The following is a 26836-nucleotide window of genomic DNA, read 5'->3' on the forward strand; positions in this document are numbered from 1 at the left end:
AGGTATGACGTTCCGCGCCACCCGGGTGTGACGGCAGCAAGTGGGGGTGGCGCGCCACCACAACCGCCCCACCCCACCACCCTGTTGAGGTGTCGGTTACGCCGACGCCTCGCTCAGCAGTGTCAGTTCCGTCTCCGTCAGGGTCAGGTCCCCCACCGCCAGCAGCGCCGGCAGCTGGGCCACCGTCCGGGCGCTGGCGAGGGGAGCCACGACGGTGGGCTGGGCGGCGAGCCAGGCGAGGGCGACGGTGGCCACCTCGGCCTCGTGGGCGGTGGCGACGGTGTCGAGGGCCTGGAGGACGCGCAGGCCGCGGTCGGTGGTCAGATGCCGGGCGGCGGCGCCGGAGCGGGCGCTTTCGGTGGCGGTGCCCGGACGATACTTGCCGGTCAGGAAGCCGGAGGCGAGGGCGTAGTACGGGACAGCGGCGACGCCGTGGCGGGCGGCGACGTCGGCGAGTTCGCCCTCGTAGGTGTCGCGGGAGACCAGGTTGTAGTGGGGCTGGAGGGCGACGTAGCGGGCCAGACCCTCGCGGGCGGAGAAGGCCAGGGACTCCTCCAGGCGCGTCGCTGAGATGTTGGACGCGGCGATCTCGCGGACCTTGCCGGCCCGCACGAGGTCGTCGAGCGCGGTGAGCAACTCCCCGACCTCGACCGATTCGTCGTCGTAGTGGGTGTAGTAGAGGTCGATGTAGTCGGTGCGGAGACGGGTGAGGGACTCGTCGACCGCGGACTTGATGGTGGCGGCGGACAGGCCCTTGTAGTCCGGGTGGGCACCGACCTTGGTGGCGATGACGACATCGGAGCGATTGCCGCGGGAGGACAGCCAGTTGCCGAGGACCGTCTCGGATTCGCCGCCCTTGTTGCCGGGGACCCAGGCCGAGTAGACGTCGGCGGTGTCGATGAAGTTGCCACCGCCCGCCAGGTAGGCGTCGAGCACGGCGAAGGATTCGGCTTCGTCGGCCGTCCAGCCGAAGACATTGCCGCCGAGGGACAGCGAGGAGACGGAGAGCGAGCCGAGGGGCCTGCGGTTTCGGGGGGTGTGTGTGGCGGTCATGCGTGGTTGCAGCGTTGGGGGGCGGGGAGTTATTCCTCCCGCTCCCCCCAACAGCAACCCCGTCAGAAGTTCACACGTTGATGCCGTGGTCGCGCAGCCACGGCATGGGGTCGATCGGGTCGCCGGCGGGGCGCACCTCCAGGTGGAGGTGGGGGCCGGTGACATTGCCGGTGGCGCCGACCCGGCCGATGACATCGCCCGTGGTGACCTTGCCGGAGGTCTTCACCATCGAGGACAGATGGCAGAACCAGAGTTCGGTGCCGTCGTCGAGGGTGAGGACGATGCGGTAGCCGTACGAGCCGGCCCAGCCGGCCTGGGTGATGGTGCCGGAGTGCACTGCCTTGATGGGAGTGCCGGTCGGCGCGGCGAAGTCCTGTCCGGTGTGGTCCGCGGCCCAGCGGTCGCCGGCCTGGCCGAAGCCGGCGGTGAGGGTGAACGAGGAGACCGGGGCGATGAAGTTCTTCGCCAGCTTGGCGAGGCGGGCGGCCTCCGCCTTTTGCCGGGCCGCTTCTTCGGCCTCGCGCTTGGCCTCCATCTCGGCCGCCTTCTTGGCTGCTGCGGCCTTTTCGGCCGACTTCTGGTGAGCGGCGGCTTCGTTCTCGGCCTTCTGGAATGCGGAGTGTTCGGCGGCCTCGCGGGACTCCTGATCGGCTGCGCCCTGCTGCGCGTCGGCCTGCTGGAGGATGCGGCTGCGCAGCGCCTCGGCGGCGCCCGTGTCCGAGTCCGTCCCGGCGGCCCGGGTGAGGGGCCCGGAGGCCGCCGCGGCCGCATCGCCCGTGGCGGCGCCCTCGGCCGCGGTGGAGTCCGCGCCCGAGTCGGATATGAGGTCACCGATGCCGGGGAGCGACTTGGCGTCCGGCAGCTTGCCGGCGAGCTCGTCGGCCATGCCGCCGACGTCGGGCATCGAGATCGGCACCGCGGGGCGGCCCTCGGCCGACGCCATTCCGCCGGCACCGACGGCCGCGATGACGCCGACGCCCAGGACCGTGCCGCCGCGGGCGAGTCCGCCGCGCTGCTTGGCCACCCGGTGCTTGCCGCGGACGGAGCGGACGGAATCCTCGGTGGGATTCCATTCCTCCCACGGTCCGTCGTTGATGGTGTCCGCATCACCGGGGCCCGGGAAGGCACCTCGGTCATCGAGGTCGTAGGCGGACGGACCCTCGGGGGCAGGCCTGTTGGACGCCACGGGGGCGCTCTCCTTTCCTTCCTTCTCGCCTACCGGGTTAGCTGACGGGTTCGGAGCAGGAAGGTCTCCTACGGGCGCCCCCTGGCGGAGGGCGTCCGATTCACCCCAAGGAAGTGGTTCCCCGGTTCCCTTGGTGCAGTTCGAGGTGCTGGAGGTGCGTGAAAAGCGCGTGCGGGATTCGGCGTCGGCGCGCGGTGCCGCCTCTTGCGACGGCTGGGACGACCGCGCTGCGTTATCGGACAGTAATAGAGATCGCAGCCGGATTCCAAGCCTTCCCGGGAATTCATCACGGCCCCACAACAGCTTTGGCGTGGACTTTTTCGGCCACCACGGCCACAAATCGGGCGAGTTGGCCGCCCACGCCTAAACGATCTCGCGTGGATTGTGTGCCAGTTGTTATGCGGAGGGGTGCCCCTCGGTTACGGAACGTGAGAGCAGTAACGTCGGATCATGGCCGTCAACGTCGGGAACACCGGGAACGTCGAGAGCGCTGCCGCCGGCGCCTGGGAGGTGGCGGAGCGGTACGGGGACTTCTCCTGGCGTCGGGCACGGGGGTGGTCCGCGGCGCACGAGGAGCTGAGCGCGCGGATCAGCCAGGACCAGGAGCTCTGCGATCTGCTGTCGGGGTCGCTGCCGGCCGGCGGCAAACAGCAGCCGGACCTTCTGCTCGCCGCCGTCCGCTATCTCGACGGCCCGCACGCCGAGCTGGGGCCGCGCGGTGAAATGGCGTACGGCCGCTGGCGCGAGTGGACGATCCGGCACTGGGACGAGGTGCGCGCGGTGATCATGCAGCGCTCGCCCCGGACCGATGAGCCGGCCCACTGCGCGACGCTGCTGCCGCTGCTCGCCCGCCTGCCGCAGCCGCTGGCGCTGCTGGAGGTCGGCGCGTCGGCGGGGCTGGGTCTGCATCCCGACCGCTATCGCTACCGGTACGAGGACGAGGACAACGAAGCGGAGGGCGCGGGCAGGGGTGACCTCCCGGGAGACGCCCTCCGGGGCGACACCCTCCGGGCCGAGGCAGGGGCACCGGAGAGCCCGCTCGTATTGAGGTGCCGTACGGGATGGACGGCCGACGAGCTGCCCGGCCCGATGCCCCGGATCGTCTGGCGGGCCGGTATCGGCCTCGATCCGCTCGACCCGGTTGCCGAACCGGACGATCTGCGCTGGCTGCAGGCGCTCGTATGGCCGGGCGACGCGGAGCGGGCGGCCCGGCTGTCCGCGGCCGTCGAGGCGGTGCGGCCGGCGCCGCGGCCGCGGATGGTGCGCGGCGATCTGCTCGACGAGCTGCCCGCGCTCGCCGCCGAGGCGCCGCCCGGGGCGACGCTGGTCATCTTCCACAGCGCCGTGCTGAGCGGCCTCCCGCCCGTCCGCCGCGAGGAGTTCGCGCGTCTCGTACGGTCGCTGCTGCGCGGACGGCCCGGCGGCGGGCACTGGCTCTCCCACGAGCACCACTCCGTCCTGCCCTGGATCACCGCGCCGGCGCATCGCTCACCGCACCCGGACGATGCGCTGATGCTGACCCTCGCCCTGGACGAGCGCCCGGTCGCGCTCACCGGTCCGCACGGGGAGAGCCTGCACCGGCTGCCGGGGACGGAGGGCGCGGCGGGAGGCGTGGCAGGGGGCTGAGCGGACGCCCGCGCGCTCCCGGGCTCCCCGTCCCCCGGCGCCCTGCGCGTCCCTCCCCTACGCCCCCATCGGCCGCTGCACCGCCAACAGCGCCATATCGTCGGCCGGTGCGCCGCCGGTATGCCGTGCGACATCCTCGACGAGGGCGTCCAGGAGGGCGTCCGGGCCCGGGAAACGACGGCCGCGCAGTCTGCCCGACGGGTGGTAGAAGCGGCCCAGCAGGTCCCTGGCCTCGGTCACCCCGTCGGTGAAGAACAGCAGCAGGGCGCCGGCCGGGAAGAACGTCTCGTCCGACCGGTCCGGCCAGCTCGCCACCTCGCTCATTCCCAGGGGCAGCGCCGGCACCGCGGGCACCAGCTCGCGCAGCCCGCCGTCCGGGGTGAGCAGCAGCGGGGACGGGTGGCCGCGGTTGAGCACCCGCAGAACGGACTGCCCGTTGGCGGGGATTTCGGCGAGGACGGCAGTGGTGAACCCCTCGAACTCGTCGAGCCCCGCGCGCCGTCCGCCCTCCCGTTGCAGCGCCCGCTCCAGCCGGCCCGCCACCGCCTCCAGCGTCGTCTCCTGCTCCGCCGCCTCGCGGAAGGCACCGATGACGATCACCGCGGCCTCCACCGCCTCCAGCCCCTTTCCGCGAACGTCGCCGACGATCAGCCGTACGCCGTGCGGGGTGTCCTGCACCGCATAGAGGTCGCCGCCGATCCGGGCATCCGCCAGCGCACCCACGTAGCGGGCGGCGACGGCGAGGCCGGCGAGCCGTTCGGGCGGTGTGGGCAGTACGGCGCGCTGGGCGGCCTCCGAGATGTCCCGTACGGATGCCAGGTGGGCATCGCTCACCCGGACGAACCGGTTGATGCCGAGGGCCAGCAGGGCGACCACGAAGACCATGGCGATCTCCGCCACCGACTCGTAGGTGTCCTCGGCGACACCGCGGTAGGTGACGACCCAGGTCTCGCCGAGCACGGCGGCCAGGGCCGTGAGGGCGGTGGTGCGCAGGGAGGAGAGCGACGCGGCGATCAGCGGGGCGGCGCAGAAGAAGGGGGCGGCGGTGTAGCCGGCCGACGTCCCGATGCCGAAGGCGAGGCCGCCGACGAGCAGGAGGGCGGGGAGCCGGCGCACCAGGCGGCGGCCGGAGCGGGCCGGCCGGCCGCGGCCCACCCGCCGCTCCCCGTCGTCCCTGGAGGGCGCTTCGTCCTGGAGCATCCGCACCGGCCTCTTCCCACTCCTGCCCGTCCGTACGAGCACCGTGGTGGCGGCCGCGTCGGCCTCCCCAGCGTTTCGGCTACGGCGCCGGGCGGCGAATCGTCGGGGTCCGGATGGGTCACGCGGCCGGAGGCGTCACAAGCCCGCTCCCCGCAGGCCCACTTGAGAGCCGCCTGCGACCCGGCCGACGCCGAGGGCCCGGACCGCATCGGTCCGGGCCCTCGGGGCGCTGCTCAGCAGGCCGGACGGCGCTCCCGTCCGCTTCTGGTGGGCCATCAGGGGCTCGAACCCTGAACCAATGGATTAAAAGTCCACTGCTCTGCCAATTGAGCTAATGGCCCGCACCGAGCAGCATAGCCCGAGGAGCTGCCACAGCCCGAAGCCATTAGGGATCAGGCTGCCCGGCCGGGCGCCGCGGGACCCGCCGGCGGGCCGGACGGGACGCGCCGCCCGCCCCTCAACGCGCAGGGCCCGTACGGCACTTGAGTGCGTACGGGCCCTGCGGATCAGCGTCGGTGATCAGCCGTTGCGCTTCCAGCGCGGCTTGTCGTCGCGGCGGCCGTAGGAGCCGGTCGTGGCGCCACGGTGGTCGTCACGGCGGCCGTACGGACGGTCGCCGCCGGAGCGGTGGCCACCGGAGGACGGACGGCCACCGGAGCGGTCGTCACGGTTGAACGGGCGGTCGCCGCCACCGGAGCGGTAGCCGCCGGAGGACGGACGGCCACCGGAGCGGTCGTCACGGTTGAACGGGCGGCTCGGACGGTCGCCACGGTCGCGGTTGAAGCCGCCACCGGAACGGTCGTCACGGTTGAAACCGCCGCCGGAACGGTCGTCACGACGGTCGCGGTTGAAGCCGCCGCCGGAACGGTCGTCACGGTTGAAGGAACGACCACCGGAACGGTCATCGCGACGGTCACGGTTGAAGCCACCACCGGAACGGTCGTCACGACGGTCGCGGTTGAAGCCGCCGCCGGAACGGTCGTCACGACGGTCGAAGGAACGACCACCGGAACGGTCATCGCGACGGTCACGGTTGAAACCGCCACCGGAACGGTCGTCACGACGGTCGAAGGAACGACCACCGGAACGGTCGTCACGACGCTCACGGCGCTCGAAGTTGCCCCGGTCGTCGCGGCGCTCGTCCGACGCACCGGCCTGGGCCGGTACGGCGGCTGCGGCGGCGACCTCGGCCTCGGCGGTCTCGGCGGCGGCGGCAAGCGCCTCGGCCGGGTCCTCGCCACGCTCACGGGCGGCGCGGGCGGTCAGCCGGTCGGCCTCCTCGCGCAGCTCGGTGGCGCGGCGCTGCAGGCGCTCCAGCTCGCGGGTGAGCTCGCTCACCTCACGCTCGACCTGCTTGGCGGTGTTGTTGGCCGACTCGGCCTGGACCTCGGTGAGCGAACGCGCACCGGTGATCCGGGCGACGTCCTCGTCGAAGGCACCGGAGCCGCCGACGATGTGGCGCGAGGCGTCCACGCCCGCGTCCTCCATCAGGCGGAAGATCTGCCGGCGCTGGTGCGGCAGCGACAGCGAGACGACGGTGCCGGACTGGCCGGCGCGGGCGGTACGGCCCGAGCGGTGCAGGTAGTCCTTGTGGTCACCGGCGGGGTCGACGTTCAGGACCAGGTCGATGCCGTCGACGTGGATACCGCGGGCGGCGACGTCGGTGGCGACCAGCGCGTTGACGTAGCCGTCCTTGAAGTCCGCGAGCACCCGGGTCCGCGCGCCCTGCGTCATGCCGCCGTGCAGCGCGTCGGCCTTCACACCGGACTCGACGAGCTGCTCGGCGATGCGGTCGGCGCCCAGCTGGGTGCGGACGAAGATGATGGTGCGGCCCTTGCGGGCGGCGATGGCGGCGGTGACCGGCGCCTTGTCCTTCGGCTTCACGACGAGGACGTGGTGGGTCATGGTCGTGACATTGCCCTGGGCGCTGTCGACCTCGTGGGTGACCGGGTTGGTCAGGTAGCGCTTGACCAGGGTGCCGATCTCGTTCTCCATGGTGGCGGAGAAGAGCATCCGCTGGCCGCCGCCGGGGATCTGGTCGAGCAGCTCGGTGACCTCGGGCAGGAAGCCCAGGTCGGACATCTGGTCGGCCTCGTCGAGGACCGCGACCTGGACGTTCTCCAGGGAGCAGGCGCCACGGTTGATGATGTCGCGCAGCCGGCCCGGGGTGGCGACGAGGACGTCGACGCCGCGCTCCAGGGCGTAGATCTGGTTGCCCATGGACGTACCGCCGCAGACGACCTTCATCTTCAGGCCGAGCACGTCGCCGTACGGCTGGAGCGCGTCCGCGACCTGCATCGCGAGCTCACGGGTCGGGGTGAGGATGATCGCGCGGGGCTTCTTCTTCTCGGTGCTGCCGCCGGCGAGCTGGGCCAGGGTCGGCAGACCGAAGGAGAGCGTCTTGCCGGATCCGGTGCGGCCGCGGCCGAGGATGTCCTTGCCGGCCAGCGCGTCCGGAATGGTCGCGGCCTGGATCGGGAAGGGGGTGGTGACCCCGTTCTGTGCGAGCTTGCGGACGACGCCCTCGGGCAGTCCGAGGTCGGCGAAGGTGACGGTGTCGGTGGCGGCTTCCGCCGCGTCGGTCTCGGGCGCCTCGTCGGCCGCCGTCACCTCGGGAACCGTCTGCTCGTCGGATGCGGGCATGACGGACTGCTCAGTGGAAATGGACATGCGAAATGCGAAACCTTCCGGAGTCTCGGCACGCGCCCAAACTCCGTGTGTTTCACACGACCGCCTCTATGCGGTCAGCCACGGCAAGGGAGAGAACGCGCCACGCGGCGCGCTTCTTTTCTGGCGCCGGGCAAATGGGATCAAACGATCTACCACCATACGCACTCCGGCCCCCGGATGGCAAATGACCTTCCGGCCCCTGCCATCCGCCCCTGACGCCACCTGTCCGCACGAGGCCGTGCGCCCTTCCGCCGCGCCCCTCCTTGATCCGCTATGCGTCGTCCTCGTACAGGTACGAGGACGACGGCGACATCGGTGCGACGGGGGACGGTCCGGAGGCCTGGGAGCTCGGCGGCGGGGGGTTGCTCGGCGGCGGGGTCGGCTGCGCGGGGGGCGTACTGGGCGGGGGTGAGGCCGGCGGGGTGACGGGGTGGTCGGGGCGGGACGGCGTCGGCTTCGGGTGCCCGGGGCGGCCGTGACCGTCGGAGCCGCCGTGGACACCGCCCGCGCCCGGCTCGGGGCCCGACGGCTGCACGGGCTGGGACGGCGTACCGGGCTCGGACGGCGTCGGCTTTGCACTCCCCGACGACTTCTCCGCCTTGTCGTCGCCGCCGGCCGGGTGCCCGGCGCCGTTGTGGCCCATCCGCCGCGGTCCGCCGCCACGGCCGTCCACGGTCACCCCGCCGGGGCCGGACAGCCCGCCCCTCCCGTCGTGGCGCGCCGTACTGCCGGACGGTCTCGGTTTCTCCGGATCGCTCACGCTCATACAGCCGGCCAGCGAAGCGGCCAGCGCGGAGACGGCCACGGCCGCGGCGACGGCCCGGGAGGACGTACGGCGCGCAGGCGGGCGCGACGAGGGGGCAGGGGTGGCGGACGGCGACAGGGACGGTGTCGGCGTCAGGGACGAGTGGTGGCAGGGGCTCGGGCGCACGGCGGGACCTCCGGATCCGGAGCGCAGGGACAGCGGCACGGACGCCCTGCCCAACTCCCGCTCCCCACCTGAGGACACGCACACGGCCCGGCCGATCGCCCCGGCCGCGCCTTCCGGCCGGACCCGGACTCGCGCCGCCCCGTAAGACCCGGCCCCGCGGACCTGGCCGATAAGCGCCGGCCGCGGGGGACCCGCCCTAGCCGTAGCCGAGCGCGTGCAGCCGCTCGTCGTCGATCCCGAAGTGGTGCGCGATCTCATGAACGACCGTCACTTCGGTCTCCGCGACCACGTCCTCGCGCGTGTCGCACATCCGCAGCGTCGGCCCCCGGTAGACGGTGATCCGGTCCGGCAGCACCCCCGCGTACCACTCCCCACGGTCGGTCAGCGGCGTCCCCTCGTACAGCCCGAGCAGCTCGGGATCGTCGGACGAGGGCTCGTCCTCGACGAAAATTGCCACGTTGTCCATCAGCCGGGTCAGCTCCGGCGGAATCCGGTCCAGCGCCTCGGCGACCAGTTCCTCGAACTCCTCGCGCATCATTTCCAGCACACCACCATTCTCCGCCACCCGGCCCCACGACCGATCGTCGCGGCCCGCACGCCATACCGCACCCCAACCGGAAGCCACCGCTCCCCGCTTAACGGCACCACGGCAGGGCATACGGGACCAATGGCCCGCGCCGCGCGCTCCCGGATACCGAACCCCGACACACCGCACCACCCGCTGCACCGGCTGCTCCGTACCTGGCTCGACGGCGTACCCGCACTGCCCGCAGCCGTCCGCCGCGCCTACCGCTCCCGCCGTACGTCCTCCGCTGCCACCCGCACCGAGCCGCCACCCCTTGGCCACCCGTCACCCCCCACCCCCCTGCTCGATGACGCCCCGCGCCGCCCCCTGCGCTCCGCCCTCGGCCTGATGGCCGTCGCCGCCCTCGGTGCCTGGCTGGGGCTGGCCCTGATCGGCGGCGTCCACGCCCCCGTCGGCCCGATGGACACCAGCATGGCGCTGCGCCCCTCGCTGACCGGCGGCACCAGGATCAATGTCCCGCCCCTCGGCGACCTGGAACTGAGCAGCCACTACGCACCCGTACGGCTCGATGTCGATGTCGACCGGCTGGATCCGGTCCGCTCCCGGACGCTGGTCGACCACCCCGAGAGGTTCGCCGGCCTGCAGGACGAGGTCACCCACGACGTCACCCGCGGCACCCTGGGGCTCGCGCTGCACTCCTGCGTCGCCGTGGCGTCCGGCGCAGCGGCGCTGGGGCTGGCCGTCTACCGCCGCCCGCGCCGCGCGCTGGCCGCCGGGGGTCTGGCGCTCGCCCTGCTCGCCGCCTCCGCGGGGACCGCGTACGCCACCTGGAACCCCAAGTCCGTACTGGAGCCGAAGTTCTCCGGACTGCTCTCCTCGGCCCCGTCCGTGGTCGGCAACGCCCGCAACATCGTCAGCGAATTCAACGTCTACCAGAAGGAGTTGGCGCGCCTGGTCACCAACGTGACCAAGCTCTACGACGCCACCTCGACGCTGCCGGTGTACCAGCCGGACCCCACCACCATCCGGGTTCTGCATGTCTCCGACATCCACCTCAACCCGGGCAGCTGGCGGATCATCGCCTCCCTGGTGAAGCAGTACCGGATCAACGTGATCATCGACACCGGCGACACCATGGACCACGGCTCGGCCGCCGAGAACCACTTCCTGGACCCGGTCTCCGCCCTCGGCGCCCCGTACGTCTGGGTGCGCGGCAACCACGACTCGCGTAGCACGCAGAAGTACCTGACCGGCCGCACCCACGTCACCGTCCTCGACCACGGCAAGGTCGCCCGGGTCGCCGGCGTACGCATCGCGGGTGTCGGCGACCCGCAGTTCACTCCGGACCGCTCCGTGGTGGCGGCCGGCGACCCCGCCGAGCGCACCGCCGGCGGCCGGCTCGCCGACTCCCTGCGCACCGAGCGGCTGGCCGGCACCCCCGTCGATATCGCGCTGGCCCACAACCCCACCGCGGCGACCGAGGCGGACGGCCTGGCCCCGCTGGCGCTGGCCGGCCATATCCACCACCGCGAGAACACCACGCTCCCCCAGGGCACCCGGCTGATGGTCGAGGGCTCCACGGGCGGCGGCGGGCTGCGCGCGGTGCAGAACAAGAAGCCCGCACCGGTCGAGGCATCGGTGCTCTATCTGGACCGGACGACGAAACGGCTGCAGGCGTGGGACGAGATCACCCTCGGCGGACTGGGCCTGTCGCGGGCCGAGGTCAGCCGCCACCTCCCCCGCGAGAACCAACCCGGCGCCACGCCCTCGCCGTCCGGCTCTCCGCACTCGGCCAGGCCCTCGTCCGGCACGCCGTCCGGCCCCCCTTCCCACCCGGCCAGGAGCCCTTCCGGCAGCCCCCGGTAAACCGTTTTGGCGAACGGTCCTCCCATCCCATATGCTTCTCACGTCCCCGACGGCGCCGGTAACGACGCCAAGGTGGCCACCAGCCCTCATCGTCTAGTGGCCCAGGACGCCGCCCTTTCAAGGCGGTAGCACGGGTTCGAATCCCGTTGGGGGCACGCATCACCGTGTGCGAGACTGGTTCACGCCGCTTTCGCACAATGCAAGGTCCTGTGGAGCAGTTTGGAGTGCTCGCCACCCTGTCAAGGTGGAGGCCGCGGGTTCAAATCCCGTCAGGACCGCTGCGGCTGGGTAGCTCAGTTGGTACGAGCGATCGCCTGAAAAGCGATAGGTCGCCGGTTCGACCCCGGCCCCAGCCACACCCATTGGAAAAAGGCCCCGATTCCTCGAATCGGGGCCTTTTTCCTATCCGGTCGGCGACAGCTTCCCGGCGCGCTCGCTCTCCGGCTTCCGGAAGATCAGCCGGGCGCCGCCGCTGATCACCCCCGTGGCCCCGAGGCCCATCGCTTTTTCGCCCGGTGCCCTCGCCCGCGGGCCCGCCGTCTCACGCGTCCGCGGCAGGCGCCGACGTCGTGTCGCGGCCACCCGGGTGGCGGTGCCGCCAGACCCAGAAGACCGTGCACGAGAGCACCGACCAGCCGGCCAGCACCAGGAAGGGGAAGGCGTGCTGGTGGCCGCCGAAGTAGACGGCGGTGTGCTGGGCGTTGACCGAGCCGCCCGGAGGCAGCCAGCGGCCGACGAGGCCGAGGGCGGAGGGCAGCAGCGGCCAGGAAACCGCGCCGCCCGAGGAGGGGTTGCCCAGCAGCACCATCAGTCCCCAGGTGGGGATCATCGCCCAGCGCCCCATGAGGGCGTTGAACATCGAGAAGACCATGCCGGACGTGAACATCGTCAGCGCGAGGATCAGCCAGGACTCCACGAACGGCAGCCGCAGCGCACCCAGCCACCAGTCGACCACCGCCGCAATGGAGAAGCCCCCCAGCAGTGCATAGACCGCGGTGCAGGCGATCCGCTCGGCCGGTTCCAGGGCGCTGGCGTGCACGCTGAGCTGGATCGCGCCGACGAAGCCGATGATCACCGCGGCCAGCGAGATGTAGAACAGCGCGAGCCCGCGCGGATCGCCCTTCTGCAGCGGCTTGATGTCCCGGATCCGGACGTCGACGCCGATCGCCTTGCCGACCTTCGCGCCGGACTGGGCGAGCAGCTGCGCCACCGTGGCGCCCGAGGCGCCGGACACATCCAGCTCCACGCCCTTGCCGCGGGCGCGCAGAATCGCGAACTCCTCCTGCTCGTCGACGGCCCGCCGGGCCCGGCCGTACGTGGCGTAGCCGGTCAACTGGAGCGAAGCGCTCAGCGCCTTCTCCATCCCCTGGGTGAACGCTTTCACCGGCGGGGTGTCGGGGGAGCCGACCACGGCGGTGGGGATGGACCGCGGGGTCGGATTGGCCATGGCGTAGGTGTACGAGCCGGCGAACAGCCCGGCCGCCGCGGCGACGATGAAGATCAGCACGACCGCGGGGAAGTAGGGCGACTTCTTGAAGGCCGTCCACTTCTCCGCCAGGGTCCGCGGCCCGCCGTGTGCGCCGTCCGCAGCGGGTCCGCCGTCGGGCGGGCCGGAATCGTCGGGCGGGCCGGAATCGCCGCGATGATCAGACATAGGAACACGCTAAAGCAGCGATGCCGGACATACCTGGGCAGATACCCCGTGTGCGGCGGCCTCGGTGCCCGCGATCCGGCCGTGCGGGCAAATGGTTCGCCAGTCGATTACGTGAGGTGAGATCCTGGGGGACGTATGTCCAGTCAGCCTGCCTCCGCCCTGCCCGACGGCAATGCTCCCGCCGTGTCCGGCACCTCCGCTCCCACCCTCCCCGCACTGCTGGAACGTCTGCCCGAGCTGATGCTGCGGGACCAGCAGCGGCTGGGGCGACGGCTCGACGGCGCGCGCCGGATCCGTAAGCCCGACGCCCGGACGGCCGTACTCGCCGAGATCGCCGACGGTATCGACGAGGCGGAGCTGCGGGTCGCCCAGCGGCGCGCCGCGGTGCCCAGGATCAGGTATCCGGAAGAGCTGCCGGTCAGCCAGAAGAAGGACGCGATCCTCGCCGCGATCCGCGACCACCAGGTCGTGATCGTCGCCGGTGAGACCGGCTCCGGCAAGACGACGCAGATCCCCAAGATCTGTCTGGAGCTCGGCCGCGGCATCCGGGGGCTGATCGGGCACACCCAGCCCCGCCGGATCGCGGCCCGTACGGTCGCCGAGCGGGTGGCCGAGGAGCTCGCGACCCCGCTGGGCGAGGCGGTCGGCTGGAAGGTCCGCTTCACCGACCAGGTCGGCGGCGACACCCTCGTCAAGCTGATGACGGACGGCATTCTGCTCGCCGAGATCCAGACGGACCGCGAGCTGCGCCAGTACGACACGATCATCATCGACGAGGCGCACGAGCGCAGCCTCAACATCGACTTCATCCTCGGCTATCTGGCCCAGCTGCTGCCCCGGCGCCCGGACCTGAAGGTCGTGATCACGTCCGCGACCATCGACCCGGAGCGGTTCGCACGGCACTTCGGTGCCTTCGCCGCCGTGGAGGCGACGGACGACGAGGGTGCTCCGGGTCCGGCGGGTGCATCCGGGAGCGAGGACGGGGCGAAGCCGAGTGCCCCGATCGTCGAGGTCTCCGGCCGCACGTACCCGGTGGAGGTGCGCTATCGCCCGCTGCTGGAAGAGGGCGGCCAGGACGCCGACCGCGACCAGATCACCGCGATCTGCGACGCCGTGGACGAGCTGCAGTCGGCAGGCCCCGGCGACATCCTGGTCTTCCTCTCCGGCGAGCGGGAGATCCGTGACACCGCTGACGCACTCAACAAGAAGGCCTTGCCGTTCACCGAGGTCCTCCCCCTGTACGCGCGGCTCTCGCACGCCGAGCAGCACCGCGTCTTCCAGCGGCATACGGGCAGACGGATCGTGCTGGCCACGAACGTCGCCGAGACCTCGCTGACCGTCCCGGGCATCCGGTACGTCATCGACCCGGGCATGGCCCGTATCTCCCGCTACAGCTACCGCACCAAGGTCCAGCGGCTGCCCATCGAGCCGGTCTCGCAGGCCAGCGCCAATCAGCGCAAGGGGCGCTGCGGCCGTACCAGCGACGGCATCTGCATCCGCCTCTACTCCGAGGACGACTTCCTCTCCCGTCCCGAGTTCACGGACGCCGAGATCCTCCGTACGAACCTCGCCTCCGTCATCCTGCAGATGACCGCGGCCGGCCTGGGCGACATCGAGAAGTTCCCGTTCATCGACCCGCCGGACCGCCGCAACATCAAGGACGGCGTCGATCTGCTGAGCGAGCTCGGCGCGCTCGACGCCCGGCAGAAGGACCCCAAGAAACGCCTGACCCCGCTCGGCCGCAAGCTCTCCCAGCTGCCGGTCGACCCGCGGCTGGCACGGATGGTGCTGGAGGCCGACCGCAACGGCTGTGTCCGCGAGGTCATGGTCATCGCGGCGGCGCTGTCCATCCAGGACCCGCGCGAGCGGCCCGCCGACAAGCAGCAGCAGGCCGACCAGCAGCACGCCCGCTTCAGGGACGAGACCTCCGACTTCCTCGCCTTCCTCAACCTCTGGCGCTACATCCGCGAGCAGCAGAAGGAGCTGTCCTCCTCCGCCTTCCGCCGGATGTGCCGGAGCGAGTTCCTGAATTACCTGCGGATACGTGAGTGGCAGGACATCTACTCCCAGCTGCGTTCGGTCGCCAAGACCATGGGCATTCACCTCAGCGAGGAGGATGCGGCGCCGGACCATATCCACACCTCCTTGCTTTCCGGTTTGCTCTCGCACATCGGCATCAAGGACACGGACGCCAAGAACGAATATCTGGGCGCCCGCAGCGCCAAGTTCGCGGTGTTCCCCGGCTCCGCGCTCTTCAAGAAGCCACCGCGCTGGGTGATGTCCGCCGAGCTGGTCGAGACGTCCCGCCTGTGGGCGCGGGTGAATGCGAAGATCGAGCCGGAGTGGATCGAGCCGCTCGCCCAGCATCTGGTGAAGCGGACGTACAGCGAGCCGCACTGGGAACAGAAGATGGCCGCGGTGATGGCGTACGAGCGGGTGACGCTCTACGGCGTCCCGATCGTCGCCCAGCGCAAGATCGCCTACGGCCGTATCGACCCGGAGACCTCGCGGGATCTGTTCATCCGCAACGCCCTGGTCGAGGGCGACTGGCGCACCCATCACCAGTTCTTCCATGACAACCGCAAACTTCTCGGCGAGGTCGAGGAGTTGGAGCACCGCGCCCGGCGCCGCGACATTCTCGTGGACGACGAGACCCTCTTCGACTTCTACGACCAGCGCATTCCGGCCGATGTGGTCTCCGGTGCGCATTTCGACGCCTGGTGGAAGAAGCAGCACCGGGAAGAGCCGGAGCTGCTGAACTTCGAGCACTCGATGCTCATCAATGAATCCGCCGAGGCCGTCACGAAGGACGACTATCCGGATTCCTGGCGGCAGGGAAAGCTGAAGTTCAAGGTCACCTACCAGTTCGAGCCGGGCGCCGACGCGGACGGCGTGACCGTCCACATCCCCCTCCAGGTCCTCAACCAGGTCTCCTCCGAGGGCTTCGACTGGCAGATCCCCGGCCTGCGCGAACAGCTGGTGACGGAGCTGATCCGGTCGCTTCCCAAGCCGATCCGCCGTAACTACGTCCCCGCGCCGAACTTCGCGGCCCGCTTCCTGGACTCCACGGTCCCCCTGCAGGGCGCCCTGACGACGTCTCTGGCCGCGGGGCTGCAGCGGATGGTGGGCGTACCGGTCGACGCCGCCGACTTCGACCCGGGCAAGATCCCCGACCACCTCAGGATCACCTTCCGGGTGGTCGACGAGCGCCGTCACAAGCTCGCCGAGGACAAGGACCTGGAGGCGCTGCGGCTGAAGCTCAAGCCGAAGACCAGGGCGGCCATCTCCAAGGCCTTCGAGCAGGCCGCCGACCGGCCCGCCGGGGACCGCAAGGGCGGCGCGGGCGACGGACGGGCGCCGGCCGGCCCGGAGCAGCGGACCGGGCTGACGTCCTGGACGATCGGCACCCTGGCGCGCACCTTCGAGACCCGGCGCGGGGGCCAGCCGCTGAAGGCCTACCCGGCGCTGGTCGACGAGGGCAGCAGCGTCGCCGTACGCCTCTTCGACACCGAGGCCGAGCAGCTCACGGCGATGTGGGCGGGCACCCGCCGGCTCATCCTGCTCAACATCCCGTCCAATCCGGCCAAGTTCGCGCAGGGCAAGCTCAGCAATCAGCAGAAGCTGGCGCTGTCCCGTAATCCGCACGGCTCCATCACGGCGCTCTTCGAGGACTGTGTGACCGCCGCCGCCGACCGCCTGATCGCGGCCCGGGGCGGTCCGGCCTGGGACGAGGAGTCCTTCCGCAAGCTGTTCGACGCGGTCCGCACCGACCTGGTGGACGTCACGCTCAAGACCATCCAGCAGGTCCAGGAGGTGCTGGCCGCCTGGCAGGCGTGCGAGCGCCGGCTGAAGGAGACGACGTTCCCCTCCCTGCTGCCGTCGCTGGCGGACGTCAAGGAGCAGCTGGCGGCGCTGATCAAGCCGGGCTTCGTCACGGCGCACGGCGCCAAGCGGCTGCCGGACCTGATGCGCTATCTGGTGGCCGCCGACCGCCGGCTGCAGCAGCTGCCCACCCACGCCGAGCGGGACCGCACCCGTATGGCGAAGGTGAAGGAGATGCAGGACGAATACGCCTGGCTGCTGGAGCAGTTCCCGCAGGGCCGCCCGGTACCGGCCGCGGCGCTGGAGATCCGCTGGATGATCGAGGAGCTCCGGGTGAGCTACTTCGCGCATGCTCTGGGCACCGCGTATCCGGTCTCCGACAAGCGCATCGTGAAGGCGGTGGACGCCGCCGCGCCGTAGGAACCAGGGCTACCGGTATCGAGTTCGACCGCACCCCCTGACCTGCTGTACAGTCTTGCTTCGCAGCCCGCCGCAAGCGGAAAGCGAAACGCAAGGTCCTGTGGAGCAGTTTGGAGTGCTCGCCACCCTGTCAAGGTGGAGGCCGCGGGTTCAAATCCCGTCAGGACCGCATTTTTACGGCCCGCATCCTTCTCGGATGCGGGCCGTACTGCTGTTCCGGACCGGCCCACATCCCACCGCGCGGCCGGCCCCGGACACCGCACATCCCGTCAGGACACTCCCGTACGGCCCGCATCGCGAACCGGCGCGGGCCGTGCCGCTTTCCCCGCCCGCACCGCGGGCCGATGAGGGGCGTACCGCTTCCCCCCGCCCGCACCGCGAGCCGATGCGGGCGCCGCTCCGCCCCTCCCCCTGGCGGACGGTTAGCCGTACCGCCGCGCTCCGCTCGCGGCCCCACCGAACGCGGGCCGTACCTCTGTCCACATCCGCCCCCACCGAATGCGGTGCGTAGCCGGTTTGCTGCCCGCCGTATTGACGGCGGCACGTACCGCCGGTACTCACTGAGGGAGGGCACGGGGCCGGGGAGGTATGCACCATGACGACTGCGGTACGACACGAGACCAGGGCGTTGCTGCGGGCTCATCTGTCAGCGGCCACGGGCTATCGCCATCTGACGCGGCACTGCCCCATCTGCCACCAGCTGCTGCGGCTCGCCATGGAGCCGCACACGGCCCGCTCCGGGGATCCGGCGGCCGCGTCCGCCCCCGTCCCGCCTTCGGCCGCCTGTGAGCCGCCGGCGGCCGAGGACGGAAGTCCCACGATCCGATGACCAACGACGGATGTGCCACCGCCTGCGCGGCGGCAGGCTGTTGGGCGTGGCGGGGGGAAGTTCTCTACCGCAGCGGACGTATCGTCTTCAAGCGCCGCGTAGTGTGACGGGTGTCACCGAACAAGTTTGGCGGGATGTGGAACTTACACCCCCCATACAACCGGTCAATTTAATATGTGCAATTGCACCACCTGTGAACGGGTCAGTAACGAGCCCGCAGGGTCCGCGCACAAAGGCCCCCACAGGACCCGTGAAGGCACCGTGACCGGCATCCGGAGGGGTGTCGGCGCCGGGTCGACCCGACCGCTCCGACGGGCCCTGAAGCGGGCGCACACAAAAAGATCGCGCTGGACCCGGCGGAGTCCAGCGCGATCGGTGACGTACCCAGATGGAGCGGGTGTGGGGCCTGTTGGGGCAGGCACCGCGTCGTATGAAGCTGTGTGAAGCATGGTGAAGCAGGTCGAGCCAGGGGTACAAAGCAGGCATTTTCGGGTTGGGGGCCCCGAAAACGGCCTGGTTATGCGGTTATTCAGGCCTCGCTGCGCTGCTGCGGGATACCCGCGAGCAGTGCGCGGACCTCAGCCTCGCGGTAACGCCGATGCCCTCCGAGCGTGCGGATGGACGTGAGCTTGCCTGCCTTGGCCCAGCGAGTCACCGTCTTCGGGTCCACGCGGAACATCGTGGCGACCTCGGCAGGGGTAAGCAGCGGCTCGGCGTCAGGGGTGCGAGCGGTCATGAGCGGCCTCCTCGGGAGAACCGAACCATCACGGTTCTTTCCTCTAAATTCTGCACCTTGACCCACGTTGCCCGAAATGGCGGACGCGGGCCGAGTCGGTTATAGGACGAACGGCTTGTCCTCGGCACTACAACTACACCATCTGTCCAGCCACGTCGGCCAAACCGATGGAATTGCCCTCTCAGGTGTTCAACCTCGACGGAAGCCGATGGACCGTGTCATAGCGGACAGTCACCCGTCCGTGACGATCAGTCACAACGTGATCAGCCGCCACGAGACCCCTCAAGGACCGCAATACCGATCTATCCGCCCTTAGTTGGACGGAAGGAGCCCACGTCGGGCTCCTTGTCCTATTTTGGCACGAGGGTATGGCTTGGGAGCAAGACCCGATGTCAGTGCTTTAGGTCACGCTTGAGGCAATCGCCCGGATCAGGACGTACGTCCCCTACCGTCCGACCACCGAAAAGCGGACACAAAGCTTCCGCTCAGTAAACCCTCTGCCACCGCGTCGACGCTCAGCTGGAGAACTGACGTTCTCGCACCGCACGCCACCGCTGGGAAAGCTTCTCGTACGCGACCCCGGCCCGCTCGCCGTCCCCGTCGCGCAGCGCCGCCAGCCCCTCCGCCACCTCGGCGGCGGAACGGTCCTCGGCGAGCTGCTCCTCGGGCACCGCGTGCACCAGCCCTCCGTAGTCCAGCTCCACGAGCGAGCGCGGATGGAATTCCTCGAGCCAGCGCCCCACATCTACCAGGCCGTCGATCAGCAGCCCCTCTTCCAGCGCGTCCCGCAGCGTGCGCAGCCCCCGTGCGACCCGTCGCCGTGCCTGCACCATGGGCGTCCGGTAACGCAGTACAGGGGCCTGGTCACCCTTCGTGTACTCCCGCTCGTCGTCGTCGAACAGCACGAACCAGCGGACCGGGACGTGCCAGGCCGCCCCGCGGATCCAGGGCCTGGCGTCCGGGTTGCGCTCCCGCCACTGCTCGTAGTCGGTGGCCGCCTGCAGACGCACCACCGGGGGCAGCGCCGCATCCAGCACCGACGCCGGCAGCAGCTCGTCCAGCGCCTCCAGGGCCTGCCAGCCGCGCAGCCGGGTGCGCCACGGACAGACGCATGTCACCTCGTTCACGACGGCGATGAAGGCGTCCGCACTCTCGTGGACCGGCACCGGCGCCGGTGGGGTCGCCAGCAGATCTGCCAGCGCCCGGCGCTGCTCGTCCTGGGCGGTGGGGGTGTCCTCCCGTTTGGCATAGCGCGCCCAGTGACTGCGCTCCGGCTCGGGAAACGCAGCCAGCGGCTCGTAGACCCGTAGATATGCCATGTACGGGACCTTCACCGACGACGCCAGGGCCACGCCCGCTCCTTCAAAGGGGAAATCCACCGCCGGGAGATCCCGAGAGCCCCGCCGGCCTGCGATACGACCAGATCGTCCCATGCCCGTCCCCCGGGAGAGGGTGATCCTGGGCACCCGACCGATCAACCGGCCCCGCAGGTCTTACGCTCTTTTCAACCGGCCCTCCCCACCCGTAGGAGGGCATCCTTCGCGACTTATGGGAGTCACCACAGTGACTGACGTACGTCCGGCCCACGCCGGCACCGACGGCGGCGTTCTGCACACCCTGTTCCGGTCGGAGCAGGGGGGCCATGAGCAGGTGGCTCTCTGCCAGGACCGCGCCAGCGGCCTGAAGGCCGTGATCGCCATCCACAGCACCGCCCTGGGCCCCGCGCTCGGTGGCACGCGCTTCCATGCCTACGCCTCCGAAGAGGAGGCCGTGCTGGACGCCCTGAACCTGTCGCGCGGCATGTCCTACAAGAACGCCCTCGCCGGGCTGGACCACGGCGGCGGCAAGGCCGTGATCATCGGTGACCCCGATCTGATCAAGACCGAGGAACTCCTGCTCGCCTACGGCCGGTTCGTGGCCTCGCTCGGCGGCCGCTATGTCACCGCCTGCGATGTCGGCACGTACGTCGCCGACATGGACGTCATCGCCCGTACGAACAAGTGGACCACCGGCCGCTCCCCCCAGAACGGCGGCGCCGGCGACTCCTCCGTCCTGACCGCCTACGGCGTCTTCCAGGGCATGCGCGCCTCGGCCCAGCACGCCTGGGGCGACCCGACGCTGCGCGGCCGCAAGGTCGGCATCGCGGGTGTCGGCAAGGTCGGCCACCTCCTCGTCGAGCATCTCCTCAACGACGGCGCCGAGGTCGTGATCACGGACGTCCGGGCCGACTCGATGGAGCGGGTCCGCGCCAAGTACCCGCAGGTCACGGCGGTCGCGGACACCGAGGCGCTGATCCGCACCGAGGGCCTGGACGTGTATGCGCCGTGCGCGCTGGGCGGTGCGCTGAGTGATGAGTCGCTGCCGGTGCTGACCGCGAAGGTGGTGTGCGGCGCGGCCAACAACCAGCTCGCCCACCCCGGCGTCGAGAAGGATCTGTCCGACCGCGGCATCCTCTACGCCCCCGACTACGTCGTGAACGCCGGCGGTGTCATCCAGGTGGCCGATGAGCTGCACGGCTTCGACTTCGACCGCTGCAAGACCAAGGCAGCGAAGATCTTCGACACCACCCTGGCGATATTCGCTCGCGCGAAGGTCGACGGCATTCCGCCCGCCGCGGCCGCCGACCGTCTGGCCGAACAGCGCATGGCGGAGGCGCGGCACGCCTGACCCAGGCCGGAAATGCGGCCTTGTCGGCCGGAAATACAGCCTTGCGCGGCCCGCCGCGGGCGGTCGGGGGAGACATCCCTCACCACCCGTCGGCGGGTCGCCGTACAGGACAGGTTAAAATCGCAGTTGACCAGCGGGGACGGGGCGCCTTGCAGGTCGTGCCGAGCGGCGGGTGATGCGGGCGACGTACCGTATGGCCGCGGAAGCAGGTACCGTTAAAGCCCTACGGGCCGGTCTCTCTGTCGAGAGCCCGCTCTGATCCATGAACGCGTGTCAAGACTCTGGGGCCATCGAGCCCCGTCATTGAGGGGGTCGACCCATGGGGCGCGGCCGGGCCAAGGCCAAGCAGACAAAGGTCGCCCGCCAGCTGAAGTACAGCAGCGGTGGGACGGATCTCTCACGACTGGCCGACGAGCTGGGTGCATCACCGTCGAACCAGCAGCCTCCGAACGCAGAGCCGTTCGAGGAGGACGAGGACGACGACCCGTACGCACGGTACGCAGATCTGTACAACGGCGACGACGACGAAGAGGACGAGGGCGACTCGTCCCAGCAACGTCGTCGCGCTTGACCACTCTGCGCGCTCGCGGCACCCATAACAGCATTACGGACCCGGTCCTGGGCATCGCCCGGACCGGGTTCTGTGCTGCCCGGATGGCCGCGGGGACGCCGACCGCAAGGACGGCTGCCGGACAGGGGAGCACTCCCCCGGCCGGCACCGGGGGCACTCCCGCCCAAGACCCGTTCAGGACCATGGAGCAGGTCCGTCCGCTCAGCTCGCGTAGTCACCGGTCAGGGTCACTGCCTCTGCACGGTCACCACGGTCGGTGATCTCGCCGCTGACCCAGGCGTCCACGCCGCGGTCGGCCAGGGTGGTCAGGGCGGCCTCCACCGACCCCTGCGGGACGACGGCGATCATGCCGACGCCCATGTTCAGGGTCTTCTCCAGCTCCAGGCGGTCGACCGAGCCGGCCGAGCCGACCAGGTCGAACACCGGGCCCGGCGTCCAGGTGGCGCGGTCGACGGTGGCGTGCAGGCCCTCCGGGATGACCCGGGCGAGGTTGTTGGCCAGGCCGCCGCCGGTGATGTGCGAGAAGGCGTGCACCTCGGTCGTACGGGTCAGCGCCAGGCAGTCCAGCGAGTAGATCTTGGTGGGCTCCAGGAGCTCTTCGCCGAGCGTGCGGCCGAACTCCGGGATGTCCCGGTCCAGGGCCATTCCCGCGCGGTCGAACAGCACATGGCGGACCAGCGAGTACCCGTTCGAGTGAAGCCCGGAGGACGCCATGGCGATCACCGCGTCGCCCGTACGGATACGGTCCGCGCCCAGCACCCGGTCGGCCTCGACGACGCCCGTGCCGGCACCGGCGACATCGAACTCGTCCGCGCCCAGCAGCCCCGGGTGTTCCGCGGTCTCGCCGCCGACCAGCGCGCAGCCGGCCAGCACACAGCCCTCGGCGATGCCCTTGACGATCGCGGCGACCCGCTCGGGGTAGACCTTGCCGACGCAGATGTAGTCGGTCATGAACAGCGGCTCGGCGCCGCAGACGACCAGGTCGTCGACGACCATGCCGACGAGGTCATGGCCGATGCTGTCGTAGACACCCATCTTGCGGGCGATGTCGACCTTCGTGCCGACCCCGTCGGTCGCGGAGGCCAGCAGCGGGCGCTCGTACCGCTTGAGGGCGGAGGCGTCGAAGAGGCCGGCGAAACCGCCCAGGCCGCCGACGACCTCGGGGCGGGTGGCCTTCTTCACCCACTCCTTCATCAGGTCCACGGCGCGGTCGCCGGCTTCGATGTCGACGCCCGCGCTCGCGTAGCTGGCACCAGTGGTCTCTGACATGACGGAGAACTTTCGTGTCGGGTGGGGACGAGCTCTACGGGCGACGCAGCGCGTCGGCTCCGCCGACCCCGGCGGTGAGCGTCTGGACGCCGTCCACGTCGGACGTGGCCCCGCTCGCGGTCTCCGACTCCAGGAGGTGCTTGCCCAGCAGCCCCGGGTCGGGCAGGTCCATCGGGTACTCGCCGTCGAAGCAGGCGCGGCACAGGTTCGGCTTGGCGATCGTGGTCGCCTCGATCATGCCGTCGATGGAGATGTACGCGAGCGAATCGGCGCCCAGCGACTTGCCGATCTCCTCCACGCTCAGCCCGTTGGCGATCAGCTCCGCGCGGGTGGCGAAGTCGATGCCGAAGAAGCACGGCCACTTGATCGGCGGGGACGAGATCCGGATGTGGACCTCGAGAGCACCGGCCTCGCGCAGCATCCGGACCAGGGCGCGCTGGGTGTTGCCGCGGACGATCGAGTCGTCGACGACCACCAGGCGCTTGCCGCGGATGACTTCCTTGAGCGGGTTGAGCTTGAGACGGATACCGAGCTGGCGGATGGTCTGCGAGGGCTGGATGAAGGTCCGGCCGACGTAGGAGTTCTTGACCAGGCCGGAGCCGTAGGGGATGCCACTGGCCTCGGCGTATCCGACGGCGGCGGGAGTACCGGACTCCGGCGTCGCTATCACCAGGTCGGCATCGGCCGGCGCCTCGGCGGCCAGCTTGCGGCCCATCTCCACACGGGAGAGGTACACATTGCGGCCGGCGATGTCGGTGTCCGGGCGGGCGAGGTAGACGTACTCGAAGACACAGCCCTTGGGCCGGGCCTCGGCGAAGCGGCTGCTGCGCAGACCGTTCTCGTCGATCGCGACCATCTCACCGGGTTCGATCTCCCGGATGAAGCTGGCGCCGCAGATGTCGAGGGCGGCGGTCTCGGAGGCCACCACCCAGCCGCGCTCCAGGCGTCCGAGGACCAGCGGGCGGATGCCCTGCGGGTCGCGGGCGGCGTAGAGCGTGTGCTCGTCCATGAAGCAGAGCGAGAAGGCGCCCTTGACCTTCGGCAGGACGCGGGGTGCGGCCTCCTCGACGGTCAGCGGCTTGCCGTCCTCGTCGACCTGGCCGGCCAGCAGCGCCGTGACCAGGTCGGTGTCATTGGTGGCCGCGACCTGGGTCGCCCGGCCGCCCTCGCGGGGCAGCGCGGCGACCAGATCCGCCAGCTCCGCGGTGTTGACCAGGTTGCCGTTGTGGCCGAGCGCGATCGAGCCGTGCGCGGTCGCACGGAACGTCGGCTGGGCGTTCTCCCACACCGAGGCACCGGTGGTGGAGTAGCGGGCATGGCCCACGGCGATATGGCCCTGGAGGGAACCGAGCGAAGTCTCGTCGAAGACCTGGGAAACCAAGCCCATGTCCTTGAAAACGAGGATCTGGGAGCCGTTGCTCACCGCGATGCCCGCGGACTCCTGTCCACGGTGCTGCAGCGCATACAGCCCGAAATAGGCGAGTTTGGCGACCTCTTCACCCGGAGCCCAGACACCGAAGACGCCGCAAGCGTCCTGGGGGCCCTTCTCACCGGGGAGCAGGTCGTGGCTGAGTCGTCCGTCACCACGTGGCACGGCACCGAGTCTAGGGCAGGTCGCGCATTCATCCGAACCGGGGATGCCCGCGCACCTGGATGAGTGCATGAACGACGCGTGGAGCGTGAGGGACGTGGTCACGGCCGGTGCGTCGGGAATTCTGCCTCCGCAGGCCGCTGATCGGCCGCGTTCCGCGGCTCAGTCGATCTTGCGCTCGCCTCGCTGAGCTGCGACTTCCGCACACCGTGGCGGATTTCCGGGTTCCGCTTCCCGCTCCTTCGCGGGCAGCTCGACATGGGCCCTTTGCTCTCTTTATGACGCTTGTCAGCAAGGTGGGCGGTACCGCCGGTGTGAGATACCCGACGCACTCCCCGCCCGCCTGCCGGCCACCACCGCTCACCGGCCGTGGACCGCGCGCCCCTCGCCGCGCCGCCCGCGCCCTCAGCTCAGCACGGGCAGATACCCGCCGATGTCGGCCCGCTCCCCGCTGGCACTGACCGTCGCCGCGTCCAGCGCCTCGGCCCATGGCGTACGGCCGGCGGCCAGCCGGATCCACGTCAGCGGGTCGGTCTCGACGACATTCGGCGGGGTGCCACGGGTGTGTCTGGGGCCCTCGACGCACTGCACCACGGCGAACGGCGGCACCCGGACCTCGACCGAGTTGCCGGGCGCCTTGGCGGCCAGCGCATCGGCCAGCAGCCGGGTGGTGACGGCCAGGGCCTGGCGGTCGTACGGGATCTGCAGACCGGTCGCCGCCGCCAGATCGTCGCTGTGCACCACGAGTTCGACACAGCGGGTGACCAGGAAGTCGGCCAGCCGCATCGCACCGGGCCGGGCGGCCAGCACCCGGTCGTCGGATTCCGGCCGGAGGATCCGGGCGAACTCCTCGGCGGTGCGCTCCAGCAGCTCCACCGGGTCGTGAGCGGCGGCCAGGGCCCGGGTGCGGTCGTCGATGGAGGAGGCGAGCGGGGCGGCGACGGACGGCCAGTCCACCAGGGCGGCCTCCGCCCGCGGCGGAGCCGGCTGCTCAAGACTGCGCGCCACGCTGCCGACCGTCATGGACAGATGCGCCACCAGCTCGCGCACCGTCCAGTCACCGAGCCGGGTCGGCAGCGCGAACTGCTCGGGCGCAAGGCGGCTTACGGCCTCCCGGACGTGCGCGAGCTGGGCCGTGACGGCAGCACGGGTCTTCGTTGCGTCGTACTGGCGGGCGCGCGGCTTCCGGGCGGCAGGAGGCATGACGATCAGCCTAGGCGGCGCCTCTGACAACGAGCCCCGGATGCCGGCGAGAAGGGGCCCGGGATGCCGGCGAGATCGAGCCCGGGATGCCGGCGCCGGGACCGCCCCACACGGCCCGGCCCGGCCTCACCCGCTCCCCGCACAAGCGGGCGGTGGCCTTCAGCTCGCGGGCGTCTCCGCCGGCGCCTCGGCGTCGAAGAGCTCGCCGTTGGGCGGGACGCCGATCCCCCGCCAGGTGAAGGGGACACCGTCGGCGGCCTCCGGGTCCGCGCCGTCCATGAGCTGGAAGTGGACGTGCGGCTCCGAGCTGTTGCCGGAGTCCCCGCACTGGCCGAGCTGCTGTCCGGCCCGTACCCGGTCGCCGGTGCGGACGGTGAGCGAGCCGCGCCGGACATGGGCGTAGAGCGCGTACGTCCCGTCGCCCAGGTCGAGGATCACGTGGTTGCCGATGACCCGGCGGGCGCCCCCCAGTACACGGACCAGCCCCTCGATGGCGAGCAGGTAGACCGCCGCCGGCCACGAGGTGCGGCTGAGGTGGTCGCGCTGACGGTCGTCGGCCCGTACGACGGTGGCATCGGCGACGGCGAGCAGCGGCGCGCCGAAGGCCGGGAAGGCTTCGTTGCGGCGGACCAGGGGCCACCAGCCGAAACCGGGGCGGGAGTGGGGCTCGGGTTCCGCCACGATGTCGATGGCGTAGGCCTGTCCGTACGCCCGGGTGCCGTGACTGGGGACCTTGTCGGCGGGGCTGTTGAGGGCCTTCCAGCGGCCGGTGACCGGCGCGGCGACCTCCACCGGCTCGGGGGCGGCGCCTGCCGGACCGTTCGCTTCCGCGCGCGCCGCCCGGCGGTTCATGCCCAGGCGGAGCAGCAGCCAGAGGCCGAGCGGGACCCAGCCCCACCAGTACGGAATGTCGACGAAGAAGCTCGCCACGACCACCGCGAAGAAGGCGAACAAGCAGAGGTGAGCGGCCTGTTCGGAGAGTTTCCGCATGGATATGGACTTCATTCCTGTCCCCC

Annotated in this window: 19 protein-coding genes, 5 tRNA genes and 1 riboswitch; of the genes, 10 read left to right on the top strand and 14 right to left on the bottom strand. The window is 70.8% G+C overall.

Going from position 1 to position 26836, the window contains the following annotated elements; translation table 11 throughout:
• Window positions 1-96: 96 nt before the first annotated feature.
• Window positions 97-1053: an aldo/keto reductase gene (locus ACWGI6_RS09145; RefSeq protein ID WP_453266892.1), complete on the bottom strand. Its 957-nt coding sequence runs from the start codon at window positions 1051-1053 to the stop codon at window positions 97-99.
• A 70-nt stretch (window positions 1054-1123) separates the two neighbouring features.
• Window positions 1124-2239, bottom strand: coding sequence for a M23 family metallopeptidase (locus ACWGI6_RS09150; RefSeq protein ID WP_453266893.1), 1116 nt, complete (start codon window positions 2237-2239; stop codon window positions 1124-1126).
• A gap of 11 nt (window positions 2240-2250) precedes the next feature.
• Window positions 2251-2397, bottom strand: a riboswitch (cyclic di-AMP (ydaO/yuaA leader).
• Between the two features lie 292 nt (window positions 2398-2689).
• On the opposite strand from ACWGI6_RS09150, the gene ACWGI6_RS09155 reads away from it, so the two are divergent.
• Window positions 2690-3865, top strand: coding sequence for a DUF2332 family protein (locus tag ACWGI6_RS09155; RefSeq protein WP_453266894.1), 1176 nt, complete (start codon window positions 2690-2692; stop codon window positions 3863-3865).
• Between the two features lie 57 nt (window positions 3866-3922).
• Here ACWGI6_RS09155 and ACWGI6_RS09160 read toward each other — a convergent pair whose 3' ends face one another.
• The 5 genes from ACWGI6_RS09160 to ACWGI6_RS09180 all read right to left on the bottom strand — a co-directional run bounded on the left by ACWGI6_RS09160 (window position 3923) and on the right by ACWGI6_RS09180 (window position 9213).
• Complete coding sequence (locus ACWGI6_RS09160) at window positions 3923-5065, bottom strand: PP2C family protein-serine/threonine phosphatase (RefSeq protein ID WP_453266895.1); 1143 nt, start codon at window positions 5063-5065, stop codon at window positions 3923-3925.
• A gap of 265 nt (window positions 5066-5330) precedes the next feature.
• Window positions 5331-5406 (bottom strand) — tRNA-Lys (locus ACWGI6_RS09165).
• A gap of 178 nt (window positions 5407-5584) precedes the next feature.
• Window positions 5585-7735 carry a DEAD/DEAH box helicase gene (locus tag ACWGI6_RS09170; protein WP_453266896.1) on the bottom strand — a complete coding sequence of 717 codons (2151 nt, stop codon included), beginning with the start codon at window positions 7733-7735 and terminating at the stop codon, window positions 5585-5587.
• Window positions 7736-8006: 271 nt separating this feature from the next.
• Window positions 8007-8666 carry a hypothetical protein gene (locus ACWGI6_RS09175; protein ID WP_453266897.1) on the bottom strand — a complete coding sequence of 220 codons (660 nt, stop codon included), beginning with the start codon at window positions 8664-8666 and terminating at the stop codon, window positions 8007-8009.
• Between the two features lie 196 nt (window positions 8667-8862).
• The gene (locus tag ACWGI6_RS09180) at window positions 8863-9213 is read right to left on the bottom strand and encodes a metallopeptidase family protein (protein ID WP_453266898.1); all 351 of its coding nucleotides are present in this window, start codon (window positions 9211-9213) and stop codon (window positions 8863-8865) included.
• A gap of 120 nt (window positions 9214-9333) precedes the next feature.
• On the opposite strand from ACWGI6_RS09180, the gene ACWGI6_RS09185 reads away from it, so the two are divergent.
• The 4 genes from ACWGI6_RS09185 to ACWGI6_RS09200 all read left to right on the top strand — a co-directional run bounded on the left by ACWGI6_RS09185 (window position 9334) and on the right by ACWGI6_RS09200 (window position 11414).
• Window positions 9334-11058, top strand: coding sequence for a metallophosphoesterase family protein (locus ACWGI6_RS09185; RefSeq protein ID WP_453266899.1), 1725 nt, complete (start codon window positions 9334-9336; stop codon window positions 11056-11058).
• Between the two features lie 82 nt (window positions 11059-11140).
• Window positions 11141-11213, top strand: a tRNA-Glu gene (locus ACWGI6_RS09190).
• 48 nt (window positions 11214-11261) lie between these two features.
• A tRNA-Asp gene (locus ACWGI6_RS09195) sits at window positions 11262-11336 on the top strand.
• A 4-nt stretch (window positions 11337-11340) separates the two neighbouring features.
• Window positions 11341-11414, top strand: a tRNA-Phe gene (locus ACWGI6_RS09200).
• Between the two features lie 185 nt (window positions 11415-11599).
• Here the strand turns inward: ACWGI6_RS09200 and ACWGI6_RS09205 are convergent.
• Window positions 11600-12712: an ABC transporter permease gene (locus tag ACWGI6_RS09205; protein ID WP_453266900.1), complete on the bottom strand. Its 1113-nt coding sequence runs from the start codon at window positions 12710-12712 to the stop codon at window positions 11600-11602.
• A 135-nt stretch (window positions 12713-12847) separates the two neighbouring features.
• On the opposite strand from ACWGI6_RS09205, the gene hrpA reads away from it, so the two are divergent.
• The 3 genes from hrpA to ACWGI6_RS09220 all read left to right on the top strand — a co-directional run bounded on the left by hrpA (window position 12848) and on the right by ACWGI6_RS09220 (window position 17783).
• Entirely contained in the window at window positions 12848-16954 is a 4107-nt protein-coding gene (gene hrpA, locus ACWGI6_RS09210) for an ATP-dependent RNA helicase HrpA (RefSeq protein ID WP_453266901.1), read from the top strand.
• Window positions 16955-17048: 94 nt separating this feature from the next.
• Window positions 17049-17123: transfer RNA gene (locus tag ACWGI6_RS09215), tRNA-Asp, on the top strand.
• Window positions 17124-17549: 426 nt separating this feature from the next.
• On the top strand, window positions 17550-17783 hold the full coding sequence (locus ACWGI6_RS09220; protein WP_453266902.1) for a DUF6274 family protein: 234 nt from the start codon (window positions 17550-17552) through the stop codon (window positions 17781-17783).
• 529 nt (window positions 17784-18312) lie between these two features.
• On the opposite strand, the gene bldC is transcribed toward ACWGI6_RS09220, so the two are convergent.
• Together bldC and ACWGI6_RS09230 are read right to left on the bottom strand one after the other, a co-directional pair.
• Window positions 18313-18519: a developmental transcriptional regulator BldC gene (gene bldC / locus ACWGI6_RS09225; protein ID WP_003949541.1), complete on the bottom strand. Its 207-nt coding sequence runs from the start codon at window positions 18517-18519 to the stop codon at window positions 18313-18315.
• Between the two features lie 515 nt (window positions 18520-19034).
• Window positions 19035-19871 (bottom strand): hypothetical protein, encoded by an 837-nt coding sequence (locus ACWGI6_RS09230; RefSeq protein WP_453266903.1) that lies wholly within the window; start codon window positions 19869-19871, stop codon window positions 19035-19037.
• A 196-nt stretch (window positions 19872-20067) separates the two neighbouring features.
• Here ACWGI6_RS09230 and ACWGI6_RS09235 point away from each other — a divergent pair, with 196 nt between their 5' ends.
• Window positions 20068-21186, top strand: a complete 1119-nt coding sequence (locus tag ACWGI6_RS09235; protein WP_453266904.1) for a Leu/Phe/Val dehydrogenase — start codon at window positions 20068-20070, stop codon at window positions 21184-21186.
• Between the two features lie 319 nt (window positions 21187-21505).
• Window positions 21506-21757, top strand: a complete 252-nt coding sequence (locus ACWGI6_RS09240; protein ID WP_393909383.1) for a DUF3073 domain-containing protein — start codon at window positions 21506-21508, stop codon at window positions 21755-21757.
• 201 nt (window positions 21758-21958) lie between these two features.
• Here the strand turns inward: ACWGI6_RS09240 and purM are convergent, their stop codons facing one another.
• From purM to ACWGI6_RS09260, 4 genes are all read right to left on the bottom strand, one after another.
• On the bottom strand, window positions 21959-23026 hold the full coding sequence (gene purM / locus ACWGI6_RS09245) for a phosphoribosylformylglycinamidine cyclo-ligase (RefSeq protein WP_453266905.1): 1068 nt from the start codon (window positions 23024-23026) through the stop codon (window positions 21959-21961).
• A gap of 34 nt (window positions 23027-23060) precedes the next feature.
• Window positions 23061-24620, bottom strand: a complete 1560-nt coding sequence (gene purF, locus ACWGI6_RS09250) for an amidophosphoribosyltransferase (RefSeq protein WP_453266906.1) — start codon at window positions 24618-24620, stop codon at window positions 23061-23063.
• Between the two features lie 402 nt (window positions 24621-25022).
• The gene (locus tag ACWGI6_RS09255) at window positions 25023-25820 is read right to left on the bottom strand and encodes a sterol carrier family protein (RefSeq protein WP_453266907.1); all 798 of its coding nucleotides are present in this window, start codon (window positions 25818-25820) and stop codon (window positions 25023-25025) included.
• 159 nt (window positions 25821-25979) lie between these two features.
• Entirely contained in the window at window positions 25980-26825 is an 846-nt protein-coding gene (locus ACWGI6_RS09260; protein WP_453266908.1) for a peptidoglycan DD-metalloendopeptidase family protein, read from the bottom strand.
• Window positions 26826-26836: the final 11 nt, after the last annotated feature.

This window comes from Streptomyces sp. NPDC054786, from assembly GCF_053611685.1.

What these genes read in the sequence shown, in the direction of transcription:
- ACWGI6_RS09145 (WP_453266892.1), bottom strand. Translation starts at nt 1,053, where the DNA reads ATGACCGCCACACACACCCCCCGAAACCGCAGGCCCCTCGGCTCGCTC.
- ACWGI6_RS09155 (WP_453266894.1), top strand. Translation starts at nt 2,690, where the DNA reads ATGGCCGTCAACGTCGGGAACACCGGGAACGTCGAGAGCGCTGCCGCC.
- ACWGI6_RS09160 (WP_453266895.1), bottom strand. Translation starts at nt 5,065, where the DNA reads ATGCTCCAGGACGAAGCGCCCTCCAGGGACGACGGGGAGCGGCGGGTG.
- ACWGI6_RS09170 (WP_453266896.1), bottom strand. Translation starts at nt 7,735, where the DNA reads ATGTCCATTTCCACTGAGCAGTCCGTCATGCCCGCATCCGACGAGCAG.
- ACWGI6_RS09185 (WP_453266899.1), top strand. Translation starts at nt 9,334, where the DNA reads ATGGCCCGCGCCGCGCGCTCCCGGATACCGAACCCCGACACACCGCAC.
- ACWGI6_RS09205 (WP_453266900.1), bottom strand. Translation starts at nt 12,712, where the DNA reads ATGTCTGATCATCGCGGCGATTCCGGCCCGCCCGACGATTCCGGCCCG.
- hrpA (WP_453266901.1), top strand. Translation starts at nt 12,848, where the DNA reads ATGTCCAGTCAGCCTGCCTCCGCCCTGCCCGACGGCAATGCTCCCGCC.
- ACWGI6_RS09220 (WP_453266902.1), top strand. Translation starts at nt 17,550, where the DNA reads ATGACGACTGCGGTACGACACGAGACCAGGGCGTTGCTGCGGGCTCAT.
- bldC (WP_003949541.1), bottom strand. Translation starts at nt 18,519, where the DNA reads ATGACCGCTCGCACCCCTGACGCCGAGCCGCTGCTTACCCCTGCCGAG.
- ACWGI6_RS09235 (WP_453266904.1), top strand. Translation starts at nt 20,068, where the DNA reads ATGGGAGTCACCACAGTGACTGACGTACGTCCGGCCCACGCCGGCACC.
- ACWGI6_RS09240 (WP_393909383.1), top strand. Translation starts at nt 21,506, where the DNA reads ATGGGGCGCGGCCGGGCCAAGGCCAAGCAGACAAAGGTCGCCCGCCAG.
- purM (WP_453266905.1), bottom strand. Translation starts at nt 23,026, where the DNA reads ATGTCAGAGACCACTGGTGCCAGCTACGCGAGCGCGGGCGTCGACATC.
- ACWGI6_RS09255 (WP_453266907.1), bottom strand. Translation starts at nt 25,820, where the DNA reads ATGCCTCCTGCCGCCCGGAAGCCGCGCGCCCGCCAGTACGACGCAACG.
- ACWGI6_RS09260 (WP_453266908.1), bottom strand. Translation starts at nt 26,825, where the DNA reads ATGAAGTCCATATCCATGCGGAAACTCTCCGAACAGGCCGCTCACCTC.